The 23,864-nt window shown below is 44.3% G+C and carries 24 protein-coding genes; 9 read left to right on the top strand and 15 right to left on the bottom strand.

The annotated features are described in order from the left end of the window. Positions 1-124 precede the first annotated feature (124 nt). Both treB and treC read left to right on the top strand, forming a co-directional pair. Positions 125-1,549, top strand: a complete 1,425-nt coding sequence (gene treB / locus OC193_RS12110; protein WP_048661201.1) for a PTS trehalose transporter subunit IIBC — start codon at positions 125-127, stop codon at positions 1,547-1,549. 141 nt (positions 1,550-1,690) lie between these two features. Then, positions 1,691-3,376: an alpha,alpha-phosphotrehalase gene (gene treC / locus OC193_RS12105; protein ID WP_048664569.1), complete on the top strand. Its 1,686-nt coding sequence runs from the start codon at positions 1,691-1,693 to the stop codon at positions 3,374-3,376. 146 nt (positions 3,377-3,522) lie between these two features. Here treC and OC193_RS12100 read toward each other — a convergent pair whose 3' ends face one another. The 3 genes from OC193_RS12100 to OC193_RS12090 form a co-directional block, all read right to left on the bottom strand. Beyond that, positions 3,523-4,431 carry a hypothetical protein gene (locus OC193_RS12100; protein WP_048664571.1) on the bottom strand — a complete coding sequence of 303 codons (909 nt, stop codon included), beginning with the start codon at positions 4,429-4,431 and terminating at the stop codon, positions 3,523-3,525. Positions 4,432-4,576: 145 nt separating this feature from the next. After that, positions 4,577-6,085, bottom strand: a complete 1,509-nt coding sequence (locus OC193_RS12095) for a winged helix-turn-helix domain-containing protein (RefSeq protein WP_048661204.1) — start codon at positions 6,083-6,085, stop codon at positions 4,577-4,579. 89 nt (positions 6,086-6,174) lie between these two features. Further along, a complete protein-coding gene (locus OC193_RS12090) occupies positions 6,175-6,777 on the bottom strand; it encodes a YitT family protein (protein ID WP_048661205.1) in 603 nt (200 codons plus the stop codon). A gap of 347 nt (positions 6,778-7,124) precedes the next feature. Here OC193_RS12090 and glyA point away from each other — a divergent pair, with 347 nt between their 5' ends. Further along, positions 7,125-8,375 carry a serine hydroxymethyltransferase gene (glyA, locus tag OC193_RS12085; protein WP_017063349.1) on the top strand — a complete coding sequence of 417 codons (1,251 nt, stop codon included), beginning with the start codon at positions 7,125-7,127 and terminating at the stop codon, positions 8,373-8,375. Positions 8,376-8,725: 350 nt separating this feature from the next. On the opposite strand, the gene OC193_RS12080 is transcribed toward glyA, so the two are convergent. The 6 genes from OC193_RS12080 to tsaA all read right to left on the bottom strand — a co-directional run bounded on the left by OC193_RS12080 (position 8,726) and on the right by tsaA (position 13,241). Further along, positions 8,726-9,052: a hypothetical protein gene (locus OC193_RS12080; RefSeq protein ID WP_017066388.1), complete on the bottom strand. Its 327-nt coding sequence runs from the start codon at positions 9,050-9,052 to the stop codon at positions 8,726-8,728. 232 nt (positions 9,053-9,284) lie between these two features. Further along, complete coding sequence (locus tag OC193_RS12075; RefSeq protein ID WP_029235125.1) at positions 9,285-9,476, bottom strand: DUF4250 domain-containing protein; 192 nt, start codon at positions 9,474-9,476, stop codon at positions 9,285-9,287. A gap of 1 nt (position 9,477) precedes the next feature. Continuing rightward, a complete protein-coding gene (locus OC193_RS12070; RefSeq protein ID WP_008222923.1) occupies positions 9,478-9,681 on the bottom strand; it encodes a YaeP family protein in 204 nt (67 codons plus the stop codon). Between the two features lie 167 nt (positions 9,682-9,848). Further along, positions 9,849-10,538: a tellurite resistance TerB family protein gene (locus OC193_RS12065; protein WP_048664573.1), complete on the bottom strand. Its 690-nt coding sequence runs from the start codon at positions 10,536-10,538 to the stop codon at positions 9,849-9,851. Between the two features lie 190 nt (positions 10,539-10,728). Beyond that, complete coding sequence (locus OC193_RS12060; protein WP_048661208.1) at positions 10,729-12,444, bottom strand: proline--tRNA ligase; 1,716 nt, start codon at positions 12,442-12,444, stop codon at positions 10,729-10,731. Between the two features lie 101 nt (positions 12,445-12,545). After that, positions 12,546-13,241, bottom strand: coding sequence for a tRNA (N6-threonylcarbamoyladenosine(37)-N6)-methyltransferase TrmO (tsaA, locus tag OC193_RS12055; RefSeq protein WP_048661209.1), 696 nt, complete (start codon positions 13,239-13,241; stop codon positions 12,546-12,548). Between the two features lie 123 nt (positions 13,242-13,364). Here tsaA and OC193_RS12050 point away from each other — a divergent pair, with 123 nt between their 5' ends. The 3 genes from OC193_RS12050 to OC193_RS12040 all read left to right on the top strand — a co-directional run bounded on the left by OC193_RS12050 (position 13,365) and on the right by OC193_RS12040 (position 15,726). Next, positions 13,365-13,625: a type B 50S ribosomal protein L31 gene (locus tag OC193_RS12050; protein WP_048661210.1), complete on the top strand. Its 261-nt coding sequence runs from the start codon at positions 13,365-13,367 to the stop codon at positions 13,623-13,625. Further along, positions 13,626-13,751, top strand: a complete 126-nt coding sequence (gene ykgO / locus OC193_RS12045; protein WP_004734365.1) for a type B 50S ribosomal protein L36 — start codon at positions 13,626-13,628, stop codon at positions 13,749-13,751. Positions 13,752-14,139: 388 nt separating this feature from the next. Beyond that, on the top strand, positions 14,140-15,726 hold the full coding sequence (locus OC193_RS12040; RefSeq protein ID WP_048661211.1) for an AbgT family transporter: 1,587 nt from the start codon (positions 14,140-14,142) through the stop codon (positions 15,724-15,726). Positions 15,727-15,838: 112 nt separating this feature from the next. On the opposite strand, the gene OC193_RS12035 is transcribed toward OC193_RS12040, so the two are convergent. After that, a complete protein-coding gene (locus OC193_RS12035; protein ID WP_009847429.1) occupies positions 15,839-16,282 on the bottom strand; it encodes a YaiI/YqxD family protein in 444 nt (147 codons plus the stop codon). A gap of 57 nt (positions 16,283-16,339) precedes the next feature. After that, the gene (locus tag OC193_RS12030) at positions 16,340-16,624 is read right to left on the bottom strand and encodes a hypothetical protein (RefSeq protein ID WP_048661212.1); all 285 of its coding nucleotides are present in this window, start codon (positions 16,622-16,624) and stop codon (positions 16,340-16,342) included. Between the two features lie 785 nt (positions 16,625-17,409). On the opposite strand from OC193_RS12030, the gene OC193_RS12025 reads away from it, so the two are divergent. After that, positions 17,410-17,928: a GNAT family N-acetyltransferase gene (locus tag OC193_RS12025; protein WP_048664574.1), complete on the top strand. Its 519-nt coding sequence runs from the start codon at positions 17,410-17,412 to the stop codon at positions 17,926-17,928. Here OC193_RS12025 and OC193_RS12020 read toward each other — a convergent pair. Continuing rightward, positions 17,894-18,202 (bottom strand): DUF3301 domain-containing protein, encoded by a 309-nt coding sequence (locus OC193_RS12020; protein WP_048664575.1) that lies wholly within the window; start codon positions 18,200-18,202, stop codon positions 17,894-17,896. The two genes, OC193_RS12025 and OC193_RS12020, sit on opposite strands and share 35 nt — an antisense overlap. Positions 18,203-18,289: 87 nt before the next feature. Beyond that, a complete protein-coding gene (locus OC193_RS12015) occupies positions 18,290-19,330 on the bottom strand; it encodes a DUF3549 family protein (protein ID WP_048664577.1) in 1,041 nt (346 codons plus the stop codon). Between the two features lie 87 nt (positions 19,331-19,417). Between OC193_RS12015 and OC193_RS12010 the strand changes: the two genes are divergently transcribed. After that, positions 19,418-19,732: a YqcC family protein gene (locus OC193_RS12010; RefSeq protein ID WP_048664578.1), complete on the top strand. Its 315-nt coding sequence runs from the start codon at positions 19,418-19,420 to the stop codon at positions 19,730-19,732. Then, entirely contained in the window at positions 19,732-20,481 is a 750-nt protein-coding gene (gene truC / locus OC193_RS12005) for a tRNA pseudouridine(65) synthase TruC (protein ID WP_048661215.1), read from the top strand. Before OC193_RS12010 ends, truC begins: the two co-directional genes overlap by 1 nt. 145 nt (positions 20,482-20,626) lie before the next feature. On the opposite strand, the gene OC193_RS12000 is transcribed toward truC, so the two are convergent. Together OC193_RS12000 and glnD are read right to left on the bottom strand one after the other, a co-directional pair. Further along, positions 20,627-21,010 carry a DUF3461 family protein gene (locus tag OC193_RS12000; RefSeq protein WP_004734354.1) on the bottom strand — a complete coding sequence of 128 codons (384 nt, stop codon included), beginning with the start codon at positions 21,008-21,010 and terminating at the stop codon, positions 20,627-20,629. 181 nt (positions 21,011-21,191) lie between these two features. Further along, positions 21,192-23,813 (bottom strand): bifunctional uridylyltransferase/uridylyl-removing protein GlnD, encoded by a 2,622-nt coding sequence (gene glnD, locus OC193_RS11995; RefSeq protein WP_048661216.1) that lies wholly within the window; start codon positions 23,811-23,813, stop codon positions 21,192-21,194. Positions 23,814-23,864 lie beyond the last annotated feature (51 nt).

Here is a 23,864-nt window from a genome sequence, read left to right as displayed (position 1 = left end):
TAATTTATCATTCATGCGGGCATTATAATAACTGTGATTGGGAATGTTCCCATAGATCTGAATCTTGAGTGGTTATCACTGTATGGTTTAGATGAGTAATTGAATGAAACCAGGGTGGGGTAGTATGAGTAAGATAGCGAAGCAAGACGTTGCGCGTCTTATCGAGTTAGTCGGTGGCAAAGAAAATATTGCGAGTGTCAGCCATTGTCTGACTCGACTGCGTTTTGTATTGAACGATACAGAACAAGCGAATAAAGCAGAACTAGAAAAGCTGAAGCTGGTAAAAGGCTGCTTTACTAACGCAGGCCAATTCCAAGTCGTGATTGGCACTGAAGTTGATGAAGTGTACGCACTTCTGATTGAGCAAACGGGTAAAGAGGCGTCATCAAAAGATGAGTCTAAGCTAGCTGCTCGTCAGAACATGAACTTCCTTGAGCGTGGTATCTCCCATTTAGCCGAAATTTTCGTACCACTGCTGCCTGCCATCATTACTGGTGGTCTGATTCTTGGTTTCCGTAATGTGATTGGCGACATTCGCATGTTCGACGGCAAAACCCTCGTTGAAATCAGCCAATTCTGGGCAACTGTTCACTCTTTCTTATGGCTGATTGGCGAAGCGATTTTCTTCTTCCTACCGGTTGGTGTGTGTTGGGCGACGGTTAAGAAGCTTGGCGGAACCCCTATTTTGGGTATCACGCTCGGTGTGACCTTGGTTTCCCCGCAATTGATGAACGCTTACATGATAGGTAAATCGGTACCTGAGGTGTGGGACTTTGGCTTGTTCGTGATTGAGAAAGTCGGTTATCAAGCACAGGTGATCCCTGCGATGCTAGCGGGTGTGGCTCTGGCGTTCATTGAGACTAACCTTAAGCGTATTGTACCTTCTTATCTGTACCTTGTTGTCGTGCCATTTGTATCGATTATTTTGTCTGTGATTTTAGCTCACGCTTTCATTGGTCCATTTGGCCGTATGTTAGGTGATGGCGTAGCATTCGCGGCTAAAGCAGCAATGACGGGTGACTTTGCGATTCTTGGTTCAGTGGTATTTGGCTTCCTATACGCACCTTTGGTTATTACGGGTATTCACCACACAACCAACGCAGTCGACCTACAATTGATGCAAGACTTAGGCGGCACGCCAATCTGGCCTTTGATTGCGCTATCAAATATCGCACAAGCTTCAGCGGTTGTTGGCATCATCATCTTAAGTAAACGCGAAGGTGAACGAGACATCTCGGTTCCAGCAGCAATCTCTGCTTACTTAGGTGTAACAGAGCCAGCGATGTACGGCATCAACCTTAAATACAAATTCCCAATGCTGAGCGCAATGATCGGCAGTGCTGCAGCGGCTGCAATCTGTGGTAGTGCAGGTGTGATGGCGAATGGTATCGGTGTTGGTGGCTTGCCGGGCATCTTATCGATTCAACCGCAATATTGGTCTGTTTACTTAATTGCGATGCTGGTGGCGATTGTACTACCCGTCACGTTAACACTGTTCTTCTATAAACGAGCACAGATGAAAGGCGAGCTAGAAACCGCCAACGCGTAATGCATTAAATAAGCGATGGCTTCAAAGTGAGCCATCGCTTTTTCTCTTAGTTATAGCTATTTCTTTTAGTTATAACGGCTATTCGACCATGATTCACATGGTGATTTTTATTTTATATTTTCTGGTAAGTGAGTGTTAGAGATGGCGATGACTGAGCATGATGAAAGTTGGTGGAAAACCGCAACCATCTATCAAATCTACCCAAAGAGCTTTTGTGATAGTGGCAGTAAAGGTACTGGCGATATCAAAGGGATCATTTCAAAACTGGATTATCTTAAACACTTGAGTGTGGATGCAATTTGGTTAACCCCAGTTTACGCTTCCCCAATGATCGATAACGGCTACGATATTTCAGATTACTACGCGATTAACCCGCAATTCGGCACCATGGAAGACTTCGACTTATTGCTGGCTGAAGCGCACCAACGTGGTATTCGTATCGTGATGGACATCGTGGTAAACCACACTTCAACAGAACATGCGTGGTTTCAGTCGGCATTGGGTGACAAAAACAGCCCATACCGCGACTACTACATCTGGAAAGACCCAGTAGATGGCCAAGCACCAACTAACTGGCAGTCTAAGTTCGGTGGTAATGCTTGGGAACTAGATGAGGCGACTGGGCAATACTTCCTACACTTATTCGCCAAAGAACAGGCTGACCTCAACTGGGAGAACCCAGTTGTACGCGAAGAAGTGAAGGACGTTATCAGCTTTTGGGCAGAGAAGGGCGTTGATGGTTTCCGCTTGGATGTGATCAACCTTATTTCGAAACAACAAGATTTTCCTAACGATGATATCGGTGATGGTCGTCGTTTTTACACTGATGGCCCACGTATACACGAATACCTGAAAGAGATCAGCGAAGCAGTATTCCAGAAATACGGCAGCGTGACTGTAGGTGAGATGTCTTCAACTACGTTGGAGCATTGTCAGCAATACTCAAATGTTGATAACAGCGAGCTATCAATGGTGTTTAACTTCCATCACCTTAAGGTCGATTACACCAATGGTGAGAAGTGGACTAATGCGCCGTTTGATTTCTTACAGCTCAAGTCGATCTTCAATCATTGGCAAACAGGCTTGAACGGCAAAGGGTGGGGCGCATTGTTCTGGTGTAACCACGACCAACCGCGAGTGGTGAGCCGCTTAGGTGATGATCAGCAGTATCGTGTTGAGTCGGCGAAGATGCTGGCTGCGTCTGTACACATGATGCAAGGCACGCCTTATATTTATCAAGGTGAAGAGATTGGCATGACTAACCCTGGTTACACCGAGATCAGCCAGTATCGTGATGTAGAGAGCACCAACATGTACGACATCATGGTTAACCGTGATGGTGTGGCTCATCAAGATATGATGGCGATTTTAGCGCAGAAATCTCGTGATAACTCTCGTACGCCTATGCAATGGAACAATGAAACTTACGCAGGCTTTTCACAATCACAGCCATGGTTGGATGTTGCTAATAACTACACTGAGATTAACGCCGAACAAGCATTGGAAGATAAAGACTCTGTATTTTACTTCTACAAGAGCTTGATTGAGTTGCGTAAAGAAGTGCCAGTGATTACTCATGGCAACTATCAAGATCTATTGCCTGAGCACCCGTCGGTATTTGCGTATTCTCGCGAAAGTGATAACCAGACTTTGGTTTGTATTAACAACTACTACGGTGAAGAAGCGGAATGCGTTTTACCTGAGCGTTTTGAGATGATGAAGGCTAAGAGCCTGTTGTCCAACTATCATGTGAGCGAGAGCTCAGTTAAGTCTCATCATCAAGTACTACGACCTTATGAGACGCGCATTCTTTTGATTGAAGATTAACCTTGTTTCTATTTTAACAAACCTAATTCTTACGTCCCCCTAAAGATTTAGGCTTTTACAAAGGCTTTGGAGCGCTCCCCAAAGCCTTTTTTATTGTTTGTGGTTAGTTAGCAGTTACGCTCAGGTTCAGTGAATCTAAGTCAAGGCTAACTAATCGAAGTCAGTACCGCTGCTGATTCTTCGATCGTAGATTGCTCTACAGACATCAATTCAATCTGTTCAATTAAGCCGATGCTAGGGTTGAACCAGCGCTCTGATGATGTGCCAAACTCTGCTGAATCCATACCATTACATCCAATGTAGTAAGTGTTTTTTTCCGTAAGATTCGCAGCTTCGATGGATTTACCCGAAACAGTGAAACTCTTACGTACACCTGTTTCATTAATTTCTTGCTGCCAAGTAACTTGGCATGAAGCATCAGTGGGCAGGGATTGCACCCACTGGTGATCCTCAAAGTCACTCAACATATTCGAGACAGCTTCCCCATCTAACGTTACTTGCAATGAAACGGTTGCCTCACTGATATCAATGATTGGGTTACTCTCTTTTACGTCAGCACCTTTTAAACGGAAAAGAGGGCTGCTGTGCATAACGGTTGTGATGTATTGGCTACCAATAAAGTAGGCATTGGTGACTTCGTGTAGACCGCGGTCAGGGCCTGCAAAATAAATGCTGCCGTCTTCTTCTGTACCTTCAACACTCGTCATGATGTCTTCAGAAACATAAAATTCGGTGATGCCGTAGTTGATTAGGTCATTGATAACTTGAACTACTGCTTCATTGCCTGTCTCCTCTTCTAACCCTGCAATGATGAGTTCACCGCTTAAAGGAGTGAAGTTCATTGTCATCACGCCTTCAGTCTGACCATCTTTGGTAAATGAGTAGCTCAATGTTGTTTCTGGTTTAGGGGCAAATACAGAGCTCGCAATTGGGTAATCCACCTGATTGCTTGGACCTTTATTACCATCTGTTGAACCAGAAGAAGAGCCACCTCCGCCGCCACAGCCATAAAGAGCAAAGAGAGAAGTCGCAAGCAGCGTCATGGATTTTTTCATGTTGAGCATTCCTAATATAGTTGACCTAGAGCGGCCTGATGTTTTTAGGAATGCTATTGGTGAGAGAGTTAAGAGGGCAAAAAATGAAGATACATAAGATCTTAATTTATATTTAAGTTTTTGTTTTTAAGTATTTTATATTTATTTATTCGGAAAGTTGATGACCGACATTCGTGCAGTAGTTAAGCATCAGGTTTTCCCATTGCTTAATGATAAGTGGCTCTTTGATGCTCAATTTTAGATTTTTCCAAGGCTGGAGACAGGTCGATTTTGACTCCGGTTTGGATAAGCGAGCAAACAACTCTTCTGAAGGAACCACTCGTAATAACGCGACCAAGGATTCCATGTAGTTGAGGCGAAACTTATCCATGTCTCCTTGCTTGTAAGCAATATGGGAAATCATCATATAGACCAGTGCGTTCTCGATGGTCGAATTGCCCGCCGTGTTGGTTAGGAATTCCTTGGCGGTTTGCAGGTCTCTTAACTTGAAGTGAATAATTCCAAGCCAGAGTTTGAGCTCGTCGGGAATCAACTTAAAGCGTGTTTGCACAAGGCTAGTGAAACTGATCAGTCGCTGGTGGTCAGTTTCAAACAGTGCCAGTTGTCGAGCAAGCAAGGTCGAGGTCATCACGTTGAATTGGACGCTATCAAGTTTTATTGTTTGCCCGTCAAGTAAGCGGCTCAGTTCTTTACCACTGACAGACCACTCTGGTGATAGCGGAGCAGGCAAAGCGAAGTAGTTCGCTAGCTCTCTATTTATCTCCATCAAGTCTTCACTGAGGTTATCTACCGCTATTGAATAGACACCGCGGAAAGCAAGTTTCCCTGAACTTGGGTAAATAAGGCTGACTTTAGCCGCAAGACGTGTATCAACTTCCTGATCTTTCAATTGAATATTGAGCAGGTAGTCACTGGTGCGCATGTTTTTGGCACCCGGAAAGAAGGGCGTGCTGTCTATTGGGTCTACGAAGTAACTTGGTGCATCTTGATTCGCTAAGTCGGTATAAGCGTATTCAATTTGTTGTTGAAGCAGCAGCGCTTTTACGGCTTTGCGATGCGTTCTTGCATTGTCTCCAATGGCATCGATACGGTTCAGTAATAGCTCGACCTTAGGAATCAGCCTTTGTGTGCGTTCAAGCTCAGAGGCTTGGTTTGAAGAGTGCCAAAACATATAACCTAAAGTCGCAGTGCTTATCAGCAGCACAACAGAGAGTGACAGTAACAAAAGATTAAACGGTGATGTCTTTTTACTCGCTTTAGGTTGCTCGGTGAACTCAAGAGGTTCGGGCTGTGCATTAGCCAAACTCACAGAGCTAGGGTTAAGGAAGTACCCTTTGCGTGGGTAAGTAACCAAGATCTTAGTCGCATCACTTTCTGGTAAGTACTTCTGCAGCACTGAGCGCAGTGTACTGATCCTGTTAGTAAGCACATTCTTCGAGATGAAGCTACTTTGCCAAACCGACTCGATGATCTGCTCAGCTGCGAGCGGCTCACCCACGCTAGTCAGAAACAGTTCGAGTAATTCAATAGAACGAGGTTCTAGATCGATGACCTGCTCGTTGCAACTTAAGACACGTGTCGCGGGGTTGAATTCTAAACCTTCAATAGAGATCGAGGTTTGAGTGTCTTTAGCACTAGAGAGGTAATCTTGCATAAGAAAAGAGAAGGTAGCTTATAAAAGCTAAATACTAGCTGTTTTCGTTATGAAAAACAGCTAGTAATTCATTGATTGGATAGCTGGCGCTAAGACGCGTAGTTCACTGAATAACGCGTAGGCTTGTGATTCATCGCTAATACGATGTTCAATACCGCAGTGCCCAATACAGAAACCGCAATCACCCAAGGCGATACGAAGAAGAATGATGCAAACAGAATACACGCATCAATAGCCATTTGGGTTTTGCCTACTGAGATACCGTAGCGATCCTGAATGAATAAGCACAAGACGTTGAATCCACCCAAGCTTGAGCGATGACGGAATAAGATCAGCATACCTAAGCCCATTAACAGCCCGCCTGCAACAGCGCAGTAAATCTCATTATGAACTTCTAACGAAATCACCAAGTATAAATGATCGGCAAACACAGACACTAAAGCTCCAGAAATCGCACTGCTAATAGCAAAGCTGCGGCCGAATCGTTTCCATGCTAATAAGTAGAATGGACAATTGGCAACAAAGTACAAAATACCAAAGGTTACAGGCAAGAATTGACTCAAAAGCAGAGCCAAGCCAGTAGTACCACCGGTAAGCAGGTTCGCTGACTGTAAAAAGAAGACGCCTAACGCCACTAAAAACGTGCCAGTGAGAATTGCTACCCAATCTTCTTTACGTGAGTGTTTTTCCATCGTTTTTATAATTACCTAACCAATAAAGGCGTGCATAGTAGAGAAAAACCTTAGCTTTCGGTAGCTTGAGGTGCAAAATTAAGGTAAACCTATGTAATCTGCGTTTTACAGGGTGTAAATCGTAAAATTGACAGTAAGCGGCATCTTTGGTTGGATAAGCTAAATAACCATGATGAATCTTATATGTGATTATGAAAAAACTGCATGATAAAATTGCAATTAGCTCTTTATGACCTAGATCAAATTATGTAGAATGCGTCACATCAAAACGGTGACGGAAACGTTTGCTTTCGGTCGTTGTGTGGTTTTTTTGAAACTTTCAGTACAATCTGAGTCAGGAGATACAGATGCTTAAGCGTGACATGAACATTGCTGATTACGATGCGGATCTATTCGCAGCTATCCAAGAAGAAACTCTTCGTCAGGAAGAGCACATCGAACTTATCGCTTCAGAAAACTACACAAGCCCACGTGTAATGGAAGCTCAAGGTTCTCAACTTACAAACAAATACGCTGAAGGCTACCCAGGTAAGCGTTACTACGGTGGTTGTGAGTACGTAGACAAAGTTGAAACTCTAGCAATTGAACGTGCATGTGAACTATTTGGTGCAGAGTACGCAAACGTACAGCCTCACTCAGGTTCTCAAGCAAACAACGCTGTATACATGGCACTACTAAATGCAGGCGATACGGTTCTAGGTATGAGCCTTGCGCACGGTGGCCACCTAACTCACGGTTCTCCAGTAAACTTCTCTGGTAAGCTTTACAACATCATTCCTTACGGTATCGATGAAGCAGGCCAAATCGATTACGAAGAGATGGAAGCGCTAGCTATCGAGCACAAGCCTAAGATGATCATCGGTGGTTTCTCAGCTTACTCTCAAGTTTGTGATTGGAAGCGCATGCGTGAAATCGCTGACAAAGTAGGTGCTTACTTCTTCGTAGATATGGCTCACGTTGCTGGTCTAATCGCTGCAGGCGTTTACCCGAACCCAGTTCCACACGCTCACGTTGTAACAACAACAACGCACAAAACGCTTGCTGGTCCTCGTGGTGGTCTTATCCTTTCTAACGAAGGCGAAGATCTTTACAAGAAACTAAACTCAGCAGTATTCCCAGGCGGCCAAGGTGGTCCTCTAATGCACGTTATCGCTGGTAAAGCAGTAGCGTTCAAAGAAGCTCTAGAGCCAGAGTTCAAAGAATACCAAGCTCGCGTAGTTGCTAACGCAAAAGCAATGGTTGCTGAATTCCTAGCACGTGGTTACAACATCGTTTCAGGTTCTACAGAGAACCACCTGTTCCTAGTTGACCTAATCGACAAGGACATCACAGGTAAAGAGGCTGATGCAGCACTAGGTGCAGCGAACATCACTGTGAACAAGAACTCAGTACCAAATGATCCACGTAGCCCGTTCGTTACTTCAGGTATCCGTATCGGTTCTCCTTCTATCACTCGTCGCGGTTTCTCAGAAGCAGACGCGAAAGAGCTAGCAGGTTGGATCTGTGACATCCTAGATAACATGGGCGATGAGTCTGTTATCGAAGCGACTAAAGCAAAAGTACTAAATATCTGTAAGCGTCTACCGGTTTACGCTTAATTTTTCTTCGTAGTAATTTGAACTTCGTTGTCGAGCATGCTCACTTACATTCGTAAGCTCCGCGTGCTCTCCTAGAATTTCAAACGACTACTTTGAAAAGTGATGATTTTAGAGGCTCCTATTGGGAGCCTTTTTTGCACTTGGAAGTTTTAAAGTTGTTGTCGAGCATGCTCACTTACATCGGTAAGCTCCGCGTGCTCTCCTAGAATTTCAAACAACTACTTTGAAAAATATTGATACTAGAGGCTCCTTAATAGGGGCTTTTTTTTGTTTTTGAAGATTGGTTATTGCAGGTACTAAAAAGGGCTAATGCTTTCACATTAACCCTTTGTTGTTTGTTAGTGTCGATTCTACTTTTTGATGCTAAGTAGGGTGCCTGACTTACACTTGAATGAGTAATAATGGCGGCTCTCGTTGAATTTTCCTAAGCCTTCGCCGTCACAGTAGTCGATATTGATGTCACGCATCACTTCTAGTGTATCTTCGCTTTTCAGAGCGAATTTAGAGCCATCAGAGCAGACAATACGCACTCTTTCATCATGGCTTACTGAGTAAATATCGACTTCGGTGTTACACAGCTCAAAAGAGGCTTCACGAAAGTTGTCTTGCTGTGTATTTGAAGCGCAACCTGCAGTCAGTGTTGCTGCGAAAACTGCCAAAAGTCCGAGTCTTTTCATTGTTAATCCTTCGCTATCATCAGATTGATTGATGAGTTTTATATGCTATTTCAGGTAGCCTATACAACAATACGCTTTGGTTCAAGGAGCGCTCGTTGACTCTAAGATATAAAAGTATAGATGTAGACAGATAATTTATAATTGGCTAACTGCATGTTTATCCAATACGTATCACCAATAAAAAAGACCAACACTGAGGTTGGCCTTTCAAAATCAAGCTTGTTTTAAATGACTATCGAAACTGTTTGGCTTCTGGAAGGAATTCAAAACCAGCAGACGCAAGTTTAGCGATCAATGCTGCTTTGTCGATCTCGTAGAAGTTGACCACTCGATCTATATCACCGCCGAAGTCGTCACGTAGCTTCATGTTGACGATGCTCATCAACATTACAGGATCCATTTTTTCAAAATTAGCGAGGTTCATATTAGTCCTCGAAATCTGAGATCAGCAGGTTTGCAGCGGCAAAGGCTGCACGCTCACGCGCTTCTTTAGGAAGAGATTCGTCTGCAGCAAGGTCATTCAATGTTTTTACCGCGCAGGTGATCGCTTTCGGGATATAGCCTTGGTCGCCACTGCCAATTTGAGAATACAGTTCACGCACCAAATCACAACAATCGTATACTTTCATTTTTATACCTAACCAAATGATAACTGATCTCAATATACACATAGAGATAAGCAAAAACAAAGTAGATCTGATTAAGTTCAGAGTTAGTTTGTTCTTGCTCAATATCTCATTCTGTTGATGCTCAACGTATCACTTGCTAGCTTGCCAATTAGCCGGATATTGACCGCTTAACCAGATATTTGCTGTTCAAGTTGATAAGTCACTTCATCAGCAAGGTTGAGTTGTTTGGCTAACTCTTTGAGGTACGCCTTTTCCATGAAGTTCTGTTCGTCGGCTACGATCAAAGAGGCTAAGTAGATTTCGCTGGCTTGTTGCGGTGATGTCGCGAGTTGAGCGATTTCACTTGCATCGAGTGGTTTGTGCAACTCTTCAGACACCAATTTAGTCAGTTGATAATCGGCACCCATGTTCTCGACGGCTTGTTCAATCTTAGCCATCTCTTCTTCATCGACATGGCCATCGGCTTTGGATGCGGCAATCATTGATCTGAGAATCAGTACGCTATGGTTTGAGTCGTTCTCATCAAATTGAGCTTGCTCGGCATTCGGTGTTTGGCCTTGTTTAGATTGGTAGTCGTTGTAGACCTTGTAAGCGAGAGCGCCCAGAGCTGCTGCGCCACCAATACCTGCGGCTTTCTTACCCATTTTCTTGGTTTTCTTAGAACCCATTAATGCACCTAATAGCCCGCCACCAACAGCGCCTGCACCGAAGGCTCCGAGTGTACTTTTACTGCTACTCTTGCCATTGTTGCCTTGAGAAAGGCCACTTAAACTTGAAGAACCTTGTGAAAGTTTCTGAGTGCCTTGTTTAACGAGATCTGACTTAAGTGCTTGGTTCAGTAAGCTTTTGATATCCATCGATACCTCCAATGGTGAGCATGTCCAAAAAGTTGATGACACCAATATACGGATTTGAAGATGAACAGGGGATTAACTTACGTTATTTACTCTACTGATAAATAGAAGGGAGTTTGAAGGGAAAAAATAGGTATAAAAAAGGCCACCTGATGGTAGCCTTTCAATGTTTATCTAGTGAGCAATCTGATTACTAAGCTAGTTGAGCTTTAAGGTGCTCGATAACCGTGTCCATTGCGATAGCTTCTTTATCACCAGTACGACGGTTTTTGTATTCGAAGTTACCTTCGTCCATGCTGCGATCACCGATAACGATAGTGTGAGGAATACCCACTAGCTCGATATCTTTAAACATAACACCTGGGCGCTCTTTACGGTCATCGAATAGAACTTCGATACCCATAGCTGTTAATTCAGCGTATAGCTTCTCAGCTGCTTCTTTAACGCGCTCAGATTTGTGCATGTTCATTGGTACGATAGCAACTTGGAACGGCGCTAGAGCGTCTGGCCAAGTGATACCGTATTTATCGTGGTTTTGCTCGATAGCAGATGCAACAACACGTGAAACACCGATACCGTAACAACCCATTTCTAGGATTACGCTCTTGCCGTCAGGACCAAGCACGTTACAGTTCATTGCTTTAGAGTAAGTATTACCCAGCTGGAAGATGTGACCAACTTCGATACCACGCTTAAGTTGGATAGTACCTTGACCACATGGGCTTAGGTCGCCTTCAACTACGTTACGTAGATCTTCAATTTGAGCAAGCTCAACATCACGACCCCAGTTAATACCGAAGTAGTGCTTACCGTCTACGTTTGCGCCAGCGCCAAAGTCGCTCATTACAGCAACAGAGCGGTCAACGATGAATGGTAGCTCTAGGCCAACAGGGCCAAGTGAACCTGGACCTGCACCAACAAGTGCGCGGATTTCTTCTTCAGAAGCCATCTCTAGCGGAGCAGCAACTTGTGGAAGGTTCTCTGCTTTCACTTCGTTAAGCTCGTGGTCACCACGGATGATCAGAGCAATAATATCTGCTTCTACTTCATCAGAAGCTTTAACGAATAGAGTCTTAACTGTCTTCTCGATTGCTAGACCGTGTTGCTCTACCAATTCTGCGATAGTTTTCGCGTTTGGTGTATCAACCAGTTCCATCTCTTGAGTTGGTGCTGCAGCATCTTCAGTAGGAGCAAGTGCTTCTGCTTTTTCGATGTTTGCTGCGTAATCTGACTCAGTTGAGAATGCGATTAGGTCTTCGCCGCTTTCAGCAAGAACGTGGAACTCTTGAGAGCCGCTGCCGCCGATTGCGCCAGAGTCTGCCAATACTGGACGGTACTCAAGGCCCATGCGGTCGAATGCTTTACAGTAAGCATCGTGCATCGCTTGGTAAGACTTTTCTAAGCCTTCTTTATCGATATCAAAGCTGTACGCATCCATCATAGAGAATTCACGTGCACGCATTACGCCAAAACGAGGGCGGCGCTCATCGCGGAATTTAGTCTGGATTTGGTACAGGTTTAAAGGTAGCTGTTTGTAAGAGCTGATCTCGTTACGTACTAGGCTCGTCACTACTTCTTCAGCTGTTGGGCTAAGAACAAACGGACGAGAGTGACGGTCTGTGAAACGAAGTAGCTCAGGACCCATCTTTTCAGAACGGCCAGTCTCTTCCCAAAGCTCAAACGGTTGAACTACGGGCATCAAGATTTCAACGGCACCTGCATTATCGATCTCTTGGCGAACGATATTTTCGACTTTACGCAGTACACGTAGACCAGTAGGTAGCCAAGTATATAAACCTGAAGCTAGCTTACGGATCATACCTGCACGTAGCATCAGCTGGTGGCTGATAACTTCTGCGTCGTTTGGAGTCTCTTTCAGAGTAGAAAGAAGGTAGTTACTGGTACGCATTCTATGGTATCCGTTTCATCATTGATAAAAGAAAACTTGCTGTCGTTCGTGACCACAGCAAATCTGATATAGCCGCATATAATATCAGCCTATTTGGGATCTCAAAAGCGTTCAATGTCAGTTACATTGATGAAAAGTGTTTCAACTACGAATTTCACGTTAAGATCGAACAAATTTACCGCATATTCCTTGTTGTCAGGTTTACCTTTCTTATAGGCAGGACGAGGATCTTGGCCTAATACTTCTTTGATCACCTGAACGATATGGCGCGCTTGTGGATGACTGGCTAGCTTACTTTGCGCTTGCTGCGAAAAGTTAACGTCGAGCACTTCTGGTTCATCGGCAGCAAACCCTCCCAATGCGTCCGGAATCGAATCTGAGTAGGGGATATAAGGCTTGATGTCGATGATCGGTGTGCCATCTACTAAGTCGACGCTGCCGAGATCCAACCAAGTTTGTCCTTTCTCTTGAGACACACCTTTTAGTTCAACCGCAGACATGCCAATTCCATTCGGTCTGAATGTGGCACGAGACGCGAATACACCAATACGTTCATTCCCGCCAAGGCGAGGTGGCCTCACGGTTGGTTTCCAGCCTGCTTCAAGGTTCTTGTCGAACAGAAATAGTAACCAAACATGGCTAAATTGCTCAATACCACGAACAGACTCAAGGCAGTTTGCTGCATCAACTAACCTGACTCTTGAGGTGGATGTGGGTACCAACCTAGGCTGCCTTGGCACAGCGAACTTCTCTTTATAAGGAGAGTCAATAAAGCCAACAGGTTCAATGGTGTACATAGTTGGGTGTTCTCTGATTACGATTAAGACGGAAAAATATCATAAAATTGCTTGTTTTTCCTTTGATAATAATTATCATTTGAAATGTTATAACATTTCAAATTAGTTATTGAGGGAAATACAATGAAACCGAATATCCATCCAGATTACCGTCCCGTGGTCTTTCATGACACCAGTGTCGATGAGTACTTCTTAATCGGCTCAACGCTAAAAACAGACCGTACTATCGAATGGGAAGACGGTAATATTTATCCTTACTTCACGATTGAGGTGTCGTCAAAGTCGCACCCTTTCTATACCGGTAAACAGAGAGTGCTACATAAAGAGGGACGTGTTGCGAACTTCACTCGTCGTTTTGGTCAACTAGGTAAGGGAGCGAAATAAATGAAAGTCGTGAAATCACTGAAAAGTGCAAAGAGCCGTCACCCGGATTGTCAGATAGTAAAACGCAGAGGCCGACACTATGTTATCTGTAAAACTAATCCGAGATTCAAAGCGGTTCAGAAATAAGCCGTCAATTTGATGTGACACGTGTGTAAAAAACGAGGGGAAAGTCAAACTTCATTCATTTGCCTGTTTTTCTTTTCTCTCGAGGAGAACCTGACAGGATATTGCATACTCACTTAGAGTATGGCGTGTTTTATTTTCAAATGAATCAATGGGTTATATTATAAGTTATATTTGTAGTGAATGTGTATTTGTGAATTATAAATCTAGATTTTGTGTTTAATGTAGACTTATTTGCTAATTAATTGTTCAAATAGAGTTAAAAATAGTCGTTTGTTACACATTTTGTAACATTTTGAATTTCTAATTGATAATTTTGTCGCGTACCCTTCGCTGGCAATTTGAACATTTTTTTCACAATTGCATAGGAATCACTACAAGGAGGGAACTGATGAGTTCATCAGCTTCAATAAAAAACAACTCGCCAAAGAAACCTATTTTTACCCGTTTTCTCGATGGTGTTGAATATTTGGGGAACCTATTACCCCACCCAATCACTCTTTTCGCAATCTTCTGTGTCGCTATTCTAGTTACTTCAGGTATCGCTGGATATTTTGAAGTGTCTGTTATGGACCCTCGCCCAGAAGGTGCTCCAGGTCGTGCTGCTGACGGCATGATCTACGTTGTAAGCTTACTTAACGCTGAAGGCTTACAGCTCATTGTTACTAATCTAGTTAAAAACTTTGTTGGCTTTGCGCCATTAGGTACCGTGCTTGTTGCAATGCTAGGTGTAGCGATTGCTGAACACTCAGGTCTATTATCTGCGGCGATGCGTGGCATGGTAATGGGCGCATCTAAGCGTATGGTTACGGTAACCGTAGTTTTTGCCGGTATTATCTCTAACACGGCTTCAGAGCTTGGTTACGTAGTACTTATCCCTCTTGCAGCAATGCTTTTCCACTCTTTGGGTCGCCACCCATTAGCGGGTCTAGCGGCAGCATTTGCTGGTGTATCTGGTGGTTACTCTGCAAACCTTCTAATCGGTACGGTTGATCCACTGCTTTCTGGTATTACAGAAACAGCAGCACAAATGATCGACCCGACTTACAGCGTCGGTCCTGAATCAAACTGGTACTTCATGTTTGTTTCGACTTTCTTCATTGCGATTACAGGTGCATTTGTAACTGAGAAGATTGTTGAGCCAAAACTGGGTAAATACAACGATGAAGAAGCGTCTGAAGACCTATCAAATGATTCGATGGGTAAACTAACAGACGTTGAGAAGAAAGGCCTTAAGCTTGCGGGTATCGCAGTGCTAGCGGTATCTGCACTTCTTGCTTGGACGATTGTTCCAGCTGACGGCGTTCTACGTTCAGCCGCAGGTACGGTTTCAGGTTCTCCATTCCTGAAAAGTATCGTAGCGTTCATCTTCGTATTCTTCGCAGTTCCTGGTTTCGTTTACGGTAAAGTTACCGGCACAATGAAAACCGACCGTGATGTAATCGATGCAATGTCTAAATCTATGTCTTCAATGGGTATGTACATAGTACTTGTGTTCTTTGCTGCTCAGTTTGTTGCTTTCTTCAAGTGGACTAACTTCGGTCAAGTATTCGCAGTTGCAGGTGCTACGTTCCTACAGGATATCGGCCTAACGGGTCCAATGTTGTTTTTCGCATTCATCCTAATGTGTGGCTTCATTAACCTGATGATCGGTTCGGCTTCTGCTCAGTGGGCCGTTACAGCACCTATCTTCGTTCCAATGCTAATGCTAGTAGGCTACGCACCAGAAACGATTCAAGCGGCTTACCGTATCGGTGACTCAACAACGAACATCATTACTCCAATGATGAGCTACTTCGGTCTTATCCTTGCTGTAGCGACGCGTTACATGAAGAACTTAGGTATCGGTACTTTGATTGCAACTATGCTTCCATACTCAATCGTATTCTTGGTTGGTTGGAGCTTAATGTTCTACGTTTGGGTATTCGTATTTGGCCTACCAGTAGGTCCGGGCGCTGCAACTTACTACACGCCTTAGTGGTCGAGTAGGGGAGCCCCCTTTTAATCGACAATAAAAAACCTGCATTGATTGCAGGTTTTTTTGTTCTTGTCATGAAGAGATAGAACTAAGTTAATCTAGAATTAGATTGTTAGCGTTTTGCTAGCAGGCGATCGAGGTGGTTGGCGAACTCACGGCGATCGGTCTGTGATAAGGCACTTGGGCCACCCGTTTGGATGCCACTTGAGCGCATGGTATCCATAAAGTCACGAATATTCAGACGTGCTTTGATGGTCTCTTTGGTGTAAAGCTCACCACGAGAGCTGAGAGCTTGGCCACCTTTGGTGATCACTTCGTCAGCCAGAGGGATATCGGATGTAATCACAAGATCGCCAGGTTCAGTGCGCTTTACGATTTCATCATCAGCAATATCAAATCCGCTTGGTACTTGAATCGAGTGAATGTTATTGCGTTTAGGAACGGGAACCAGATGGTTTGCCACAAAGGTACATTCAACCCCTGTGCGCTCAGCTGCGCGTACGATTGTTTCTCGGATAACCTTTGGACAAGCGTCCGCATCAACCCATATCTTCATAGTGTTCTATTTCTCTATTCGCTTATTTATCTGTCAACTTATTGCTCGGTTAACTTATTACTCAGTTAATTTGGCTTCAAGCGTGGCAACGCGAGCAGTAAGTTCAAGGATTTGCTTTTCCAGTTGGCCAACACGGTCTAGTGCTGGCTCTTTTTGTGTCGCGACTTCAACTTTAGGAACGCGATTCGCACTTTTCCAGCTCTTGATGGTTGTGATTAAAGCAGGCATTGGAACCGATGTACTCATACGAGCTTTCACTAATGCAACGGTCGGCTCTTTACCTTGTGCTTGCAGTCCTTCAAGCACTGATTTCAACTCTTCAGAAACATCTTTTGTCAGCATGTTGACCTCCATTTTTAGTCTTCAATCATTTTACTCGCTCCGCTGGATGATAGCGAATCATAAAACATCCCATAGCGTGTGAGAGATCTCTTACAAAGGCTGTGAGATAACACGAATAGTTGTCTAGAGAGATTGATATGCATATGATTAACTTGTTGAATTTTAATTGTTTTATATAATTAACAACTCGGCTGAATTCAAAGTGTGATGCAAATCTATTGTCCGAAATCCTAAATCGCGTAAATTAAACCTTGTCGGAAGGATTCTGACACGGAACAGGAAAGCACCAAGGATTTGGTTATCTTCAGGATGAAGATTTGGTTACTTAGGATTGAGTGATCAAGCATGGAGCGTAAGGACATTGTAGGGATACAGTCAGTTAACAGGAAGTTAGCTGCAACGGAATGACAATGGACACCTTTAGGATTAAAGGGTTGGATTAGCATCAGGACGATGTAAAGGACACCGCTCACGGAACAAGTGATGTGCGCTAACTAGGATTGTTAGCTTTCAGGATGATTGGACACCGCTAGGACGGCGAAGTAAAGGAAAGAGCTGAAGGATTACAGCCACTATTATGGATGATGCATGGAGCATTAATTAGTAGCCGGACTGCTGCGAGTAAGACCCTAGCCCTGACACTTCGGTGTCGGGGCTTTTCTTTTCCTGAGGCTTTTCTCTATCTAGGAGACTCTTTTAAATCTAGAGCGTCTTTATCTAAGAGCTTCTTTATTTAAGAGCGCAACATCTGCTTTTCTGCTAATGGTCAACACAAGGAGTGTTTTATGACGATAGCAACCTCAAGAACGCTGTTGGTACCTTATACTGAACAGCTAGAACTCGACTTTATCAAGTTAAATTGCTGCCCCATTAATCGTGCCGAAATGAATGGACCTCACTCTGTCGCCTCTGCGAAGCACCTTTTTCAAGAAATACTGCAAGATAACGTCGGCTTCTGCCGCGCGATCATCCACAACCAAACCCGTGAATATCTTGGACATGTCTTTGTTTCATCGGAAAAGGGTAAGCATGAACTTGGCTTTATTTTGGATAAAGAATACTGGAATCAAGGTATTGCTAGTGAGGTACTAAAACCTTTCTTTAGTTTGGTGCGCTTTGAAGAACGTTTAACGAATGTTGTTGCGACTGTGAATGTCGGACACAACCCATCCATTAAGCTATTAGAAAAATTAGGCTTTGCATTTAAAGAGACCAAACAAGATCAGTTTGGCCCTTATCATGAATATCGTTATACCGAGTATTGCGACGTTACATTCTATGAGGCTGTAGCTCAAACCGCATAGAGCGGAAACCGACCATGATCAGTTTACCTTGGTATAGGTCATCACCTAACGCTGAAAATTCAAATTGGTACACAGTATGCCAGCGCCAAATCGTGGTTAACTCATGGCGCATCTTAAGCTTATGACCACTAAAAGCGACACTCAACAATTGTAAGTCCAGCTCTTTACACTTTCTCGCAATGGCAGCCTTCGCAAGCTCTGATTGCCTGCGCTGCTGCCAAAATAAAAAGCAAAAGAAGCACAGAAACAAAATAGCCAATAAGTTATCTATCATTTAATCCATACTTCCTTTTTTATCTCTTCATTCCAATTGTGATAGTTGCGCATTTTGATGAACTACAGAGTGAGTCTCTTTGTGAACTTATTTAGCTTTAGCCGCTTGCTGCAGTTCGACCAGTGCGTTTGCAAGTTCTGGTGATGGATTTGAGTTCAGTAGCGGTAAAAATACCATTCTCAGAGTTGGGATCATCACTAAATCTGCAAATAACTGATTGAACAAGTTTTGGTTACCTGTTTGTGCGAGGCGCAGCAAGAATTGCTCAGCAATCGCAGGATCTTGCAGTGCGTGCCAGCTTCGACCAGCCAAACCAATTAACACTTCTTGGTGACTTAAGCGTGGGCTCGCCAGAACTTGGTTAATTACGGCATTCGTTGTGCTTGGTTCTGCACCAGAAAGGGCACGAACCAACGCAGACAGCAAGAACAGATCCGGTTCTTGGCTATTGATCTCATTTTCGGCCATCTCTTGTAAGCGTTGAGCCAGCTTGTCATTGATTTGCGTGTGCTCAAGCGCCCCTAGTGTTGCGTATAGAGGTTCTGATGGTAGTTTGTTCAATGCTTTACGAATCGCGACACCGTTTTGTTGGCTGCCTAGGCGAGCACACATATCGGTGATACCTTGAAGACCAACAGTTTTCCAGTTATCCCAGCCTAGATCACCAGTGAAGTAGTGTTGAGCGTGTTCGTAGTATTGGCTAGTCGCCAGATCTAAACCTGATCTTACTTGGCTATGGAACACGGCCATCTTGTCCTCTGAAGGCTTAAACGTGTATGGGTTGTTAGACAGCTTTTGTTGTTGCTCTTCGCTGATCTCGCCGTTTAGACGTGTGCCCATTGCTTCTATGACAAACTTAAGGAAGTTACCTACATCGCCTTGATGCAACAGGCCCCTTTCGTCCAGCTTGAACTTTAGAAACCAAATCCAAGGCTGCTTGTGTTCGTTCCAGTAACTAATGGCTAAGTGAGCTTGTTTCTGAAGTGGAAATGGGTACGGCTGTTTCCCTTGCTCAACATCAGAGAATAAGGTGTTGTCGATCTTCTGAATGCGACGACCTAGGTCGTAGATATCGTATTGGCAACCGCTATTCTTGAGTAACTGAGTGAGCGTGTGAATCGTTTCCATAGTAATAAAGCTCCTAACTTTCTTTCCTAAATAGATGGTACTCTATGTCCCAATTTCAAGGTCACTAGATAAATAACTTGGTGAAAAATGACAGCTGCCACAAAGTTACCTCCTTTACTTCAACAATTAGAACAACAAATGCGCCAATGTTCGCTGTGGAGTGATGTTCCACCTTCGGACGAAGCTCTGGCCAGTGTTGAACCTTTTGCTATTGATTGTCTACAACCGGAAGAGTGGTTGCAGTGGATCTTTATCGTTAAGATCAACGCAATGATGGATGCGAAAATGCCCCTACCGAAGGGCTTTGCTATCCATCCTTATTTTTGTGAAGTTTGGAAAAATGAGGCAGACAAGGCTGAGCTGCTAGTGACGATTCAGAGCATTGATGAGGTATGCGCGTAATGTTAGAGATCATTTATCAAGATGAGTATTTTGTCGCGGTGAATAAGCCCGCTGGCATGCTGGTGCATCGCTCATGGTTGGATAAACACGAAACGCAATTTGTGATGCAAACACTGCGTGATCAAATTGGTCAGCACGTATTTCCTCTGCATCGCTTAGATCGCCCAACGTCTGGCGTATTGGTGTTTGCGCTATCGAGTGAGGTCGCCTCTGAGGTGATGCCAATGTTCGCTAACCATGAGATGCAAAAGACTTACCATGCAATTGTTCGTGGTTGGATAGAAGAGGGCGATACGCTTGATTACGCACTTAAGGTTGAGCTGGATAAGATCGCAGATAAGTTCGCGAAAGAAGACAAAGAAGCGCAAGAGGCTGTGACGGTTTATGAACCGCTAGCAAAAGTCGAAGTACCCTATTCAACGGGACGTTTCCCAACGAGCCGCTACTGCTTGGTTGAGATGATGCCAAAAACAGGCCGTAAACATCAGCTGCGTCGTCATATGGCTCACCTAAGACACCCAATCGTTGGCGATACTTCGCATGGTGACGGTAAACACAATCGACTGTTTCGTGATGATTTAGATTCGCACCGTTTGTTGCTGCATGCCTCTGAATTGCGCTTCATTCATCCTTTCACTAAAGAAGAGTTGGTCATGAAGGCGAACCTGGATGAAACTTGGCTAAGGTTGTTTGAAACCTTTGAGTGGGATACCAACTTAATCGATGCTCAAACTTGCTTGTCGAAGTAAGTCACGCGTATTTAAGCAATCGCGAGTCTAAGTGAAAAGAAAAATATAATAAAAACAAAGGGCTGATAGTGATATCAGCCCTTTTTGTATCTGTACAACCTTAACGGCATCACTATTGTTGACTAGTTCGTCGTTAATCGTGGGATCATTTTAGCTTTTCTAGATCGGCTTCGATCTCAGCGATCTTACTTGATACCACTTTCTCTAGATGGCGTAAGTCGGTAAGGATCTTCTGCTTCACATCCACCTCAGCTGTTGGCGTCGGTTTGGTTATCTTGTTGAGTTCATCAATTACAAGAGTGAGGTTGCGGTTAATCTCGGTCACTTCTTTGTATTGATTATTGCCACCGCTAACAAGCACACTTTTCACTTGTCGTGGGTATTTAAACTTAACGCTTTTTGCGAACAGTTCACCTTTCTGCTTACGAAAGTAAATTTTCAGGATATCTTTATGAGCTTCTTGGCGAAGGGAATAACGTTCAATCTGTTTAGGTTCGTGGATACCTAAGCCAGTGAGGTTTGGATACATAAGCGACCTCTAGGTTATGAATGTAATACTTTTATGTAATTGACTTGATCAATGTAGCAGCCTAACGACGAGCTAGATAGTTGATATCTGTGAATTGATTGTAAGTTGTGGGCAAGATCGCTCTCTATCTTTACCCACACTTATTTGGCTATTAAAGCTGCCCTCAGACTTAATTCGACTTCTAAGGAGCGAGTTCCGAAACATGCTCGGTTAGCCTTTCTCTTAGCGCTTGTTCTTGCTCTTCAGAAAGCCTTCCTCCTGCTTCACTGGTCAGAATAAACAAATCCTCAGCTCGCTCACCTATGGTGGTGATTTTCGCACCGTGCAAGTTGATACCTAGCTCCGCAAAGGTAGCACCGACTTGAGCCAACAACCCTGGCGTGTCTAGAGCTCTCAACTCCATTAAGGTGCGTTTTTTGCTCTTGGTTGGTAGGAATTCAACCAGAGTCTTCACCTTGAAGTGCTGTAAGTTACGAGGTGTGCGACGTGTCTTGATCTTAGTTGGACGACCATCAGCCAGTACATGAGTCAGATGCTTGGCAACGGCTTTGTGTCTGGCTTCATCGATCGCTTCACCATGTTGGTCTAGTACGATAAAGGTATCTAAAACATGGCCATCTTTGCTGACCATGACCTGCGCGTCATGAACGTTAAAGTTGCGTCTGTCGAGCTCTGCAACCACGGTCGCAAACAGTGCCGCTTGGTCTCTACAGTAAACGAATACTTCTGTACCACCACGTGTCGCTTTTTTGCTGATCAGTACGAGTGGTTGGCTTGGGTCTTCTAGGCGAAGTAGGTGCTCACAGTGCCAAGCGATTTGTTTGTGTGTGTGGCGTAAGAAGTAGTCGGCTTTGAAGCGTTGCCATAACACTTCAATTTCACGAGCGGTGAATCCCTCTTTACGCAGCAAAGCTGACGCCATTTGTTGGTTATGACGAATACGATCTCTGACATCGACAGGGTTTTCTAATCCGCGGCGTAGTGCTCGCTGAGTAGAGTGGAATAGCTCCGCTAACAGCGTTCGCTTCCAGCTGTTCCATAGCTCTGGGTTAGTTGCACAGATATCGGCAACGGTTAAACAAACCAGTAGCTCTAGTGATTCTTCATCACGGACCTTCTTTGCGAATTCAGTGATTACATCTGGGTCGTAGATGTCACGGCGTTGAGCGGTTACAGACATCAACAGGTGATTCTGTACCAACCACGCGACTTGCTTGGCTTCAGGTTTTGATAACCCGTGTTCAATACAGAAAGAGTATGCTTCAACAGCACCAATCTCTGAGTGGTCTCCACCGCGGCCTTTGCCGATGTCGTGGAAGATAGCCGCCAGAATCAGCAGCTCTTTCTTCTGTACGCGTGGGTAAACTTCACAACAGATAGGGTGCTTGTCGTGGTTCTCAATTTGGCCAAAACGGTTAATGTGCTTGAGCAGGCGAATACTGTGCTCATCCACAGTGTATACGTGGAATAGGTCAAACTGCATCTGGCCAACGATCTGGCTCCACTGTGGTAAGTACGCTGAGAGCACGCCTAGCTTATGCATTAAGCTAAAGGCTTTGTGTAGTGCATTTGGGTGGCGAACTAGATCCATGAACTTGTCACGAGCTTCAGGAATAGTATGCAGGAAGCGGTTTAATCGGCGACGTGCCGTTCGCAGTTGTCGCAATGTTGGTGGGCTTACCCCTTCGATAGTCGAGTCATTAGCGATATGGATAAACATATCGAGAATCGTTTCTGGTCTAGCTTGGAATAGAGCTGGCTTGCGCGCTTCGATCAGTGAGCCACGGCGCTGGAAGTCGTTGTCGAGAATCTCAGCGTCTTGAGTCTGGCCACCATTGATGATTGCTTGATCGAACAATTTAAGCAGCATTTTGTTGAGCTCGGCAACGCGACGAAGTGTTCGGTAGAACTCTTTCATCATCATCTCAACGCCACGGTTACCTTCGCCAGTATAACCCAAATGTTCAGCGACTTGAGCTTGGTGGGCAAAGGTGAGGCGGTTGTCGTAACGGCGCAGCTCTATGTGCAGTGCAAAACGAACACGCCATAAGAAATCTTGGCACTCAACTAACTCACGATACTCAGCATCGGTTAGAAAACCGTACTTGCTCATCTCTAACAAAGAGGTCGCACCGAAGTGGCGACGCGCTACCCAGCTCAGGGTATGGATGTCTCTGAGTCCACCTGGAGTCGATTTAATGTCCGGCTCTAGATTGTAAGTGGTGTCGTGGTAGCGAGCATGACGTTCTCTTTGTTCTTGAATCTTAGCCTTGTAGAAGGTTTCACTTGGCCAAAATGAATCGGAATGAATTTTCAGCTTTAGTTCTTGAAAAGTGTCTTCACTACCACACAGCAATCGAGACTCTTGCAGGTTGGTTGCAACGGTTAAATCATCAATACCGATATCAAGACATTCGGCAATGGTACGTACCGCGTGACCAACTTCGAGTCTCAAATCCCAGAGTAGGGTGATGAACTGGCTGACTTTTTCGCCAAGTGCTGGTGGCAATGTTTTTTGCGAGACGATAAGGATATCAATGTCGGACAAGGGGTGGAGTTCACCACGACCATAACCACCCACTGCGACAAGTGAGATATGAGGCAGTTTATTGAATCCGAAATGCTCCCATAAACGATTGAGAAGTAAATCCATGTATTCGGAGCGTAGCAACACTAAGTCGGTAACTGGATGATGATTCAGGAATTCATTTTTTTGATACTGCGTGAAGATCTCGAGCTGATTTTTTAATTCGCAGATTTCAATTTGTTCGTCATTGAACGTAAGAGGGCATTGATAAGGCATATGGTCTGCTATCCGTGCAAGCAAATGAGAATAGTAAACAATTTAACAGAA

The sequence above is a fragment of the Vibrio crassostreae genome, from assembly GCF_024347415.1.
GTDB classification, from domain to species: domain Bacteria; phylum Pseudomonadota; class Gammaproteobacteria; order Enterobacterales; family Vibrionaceae; genus Vibrio; species Vibrio crassostreae.
This window is presented reverse-complemented; position numbering and strand designations above follow the sequence as displayed.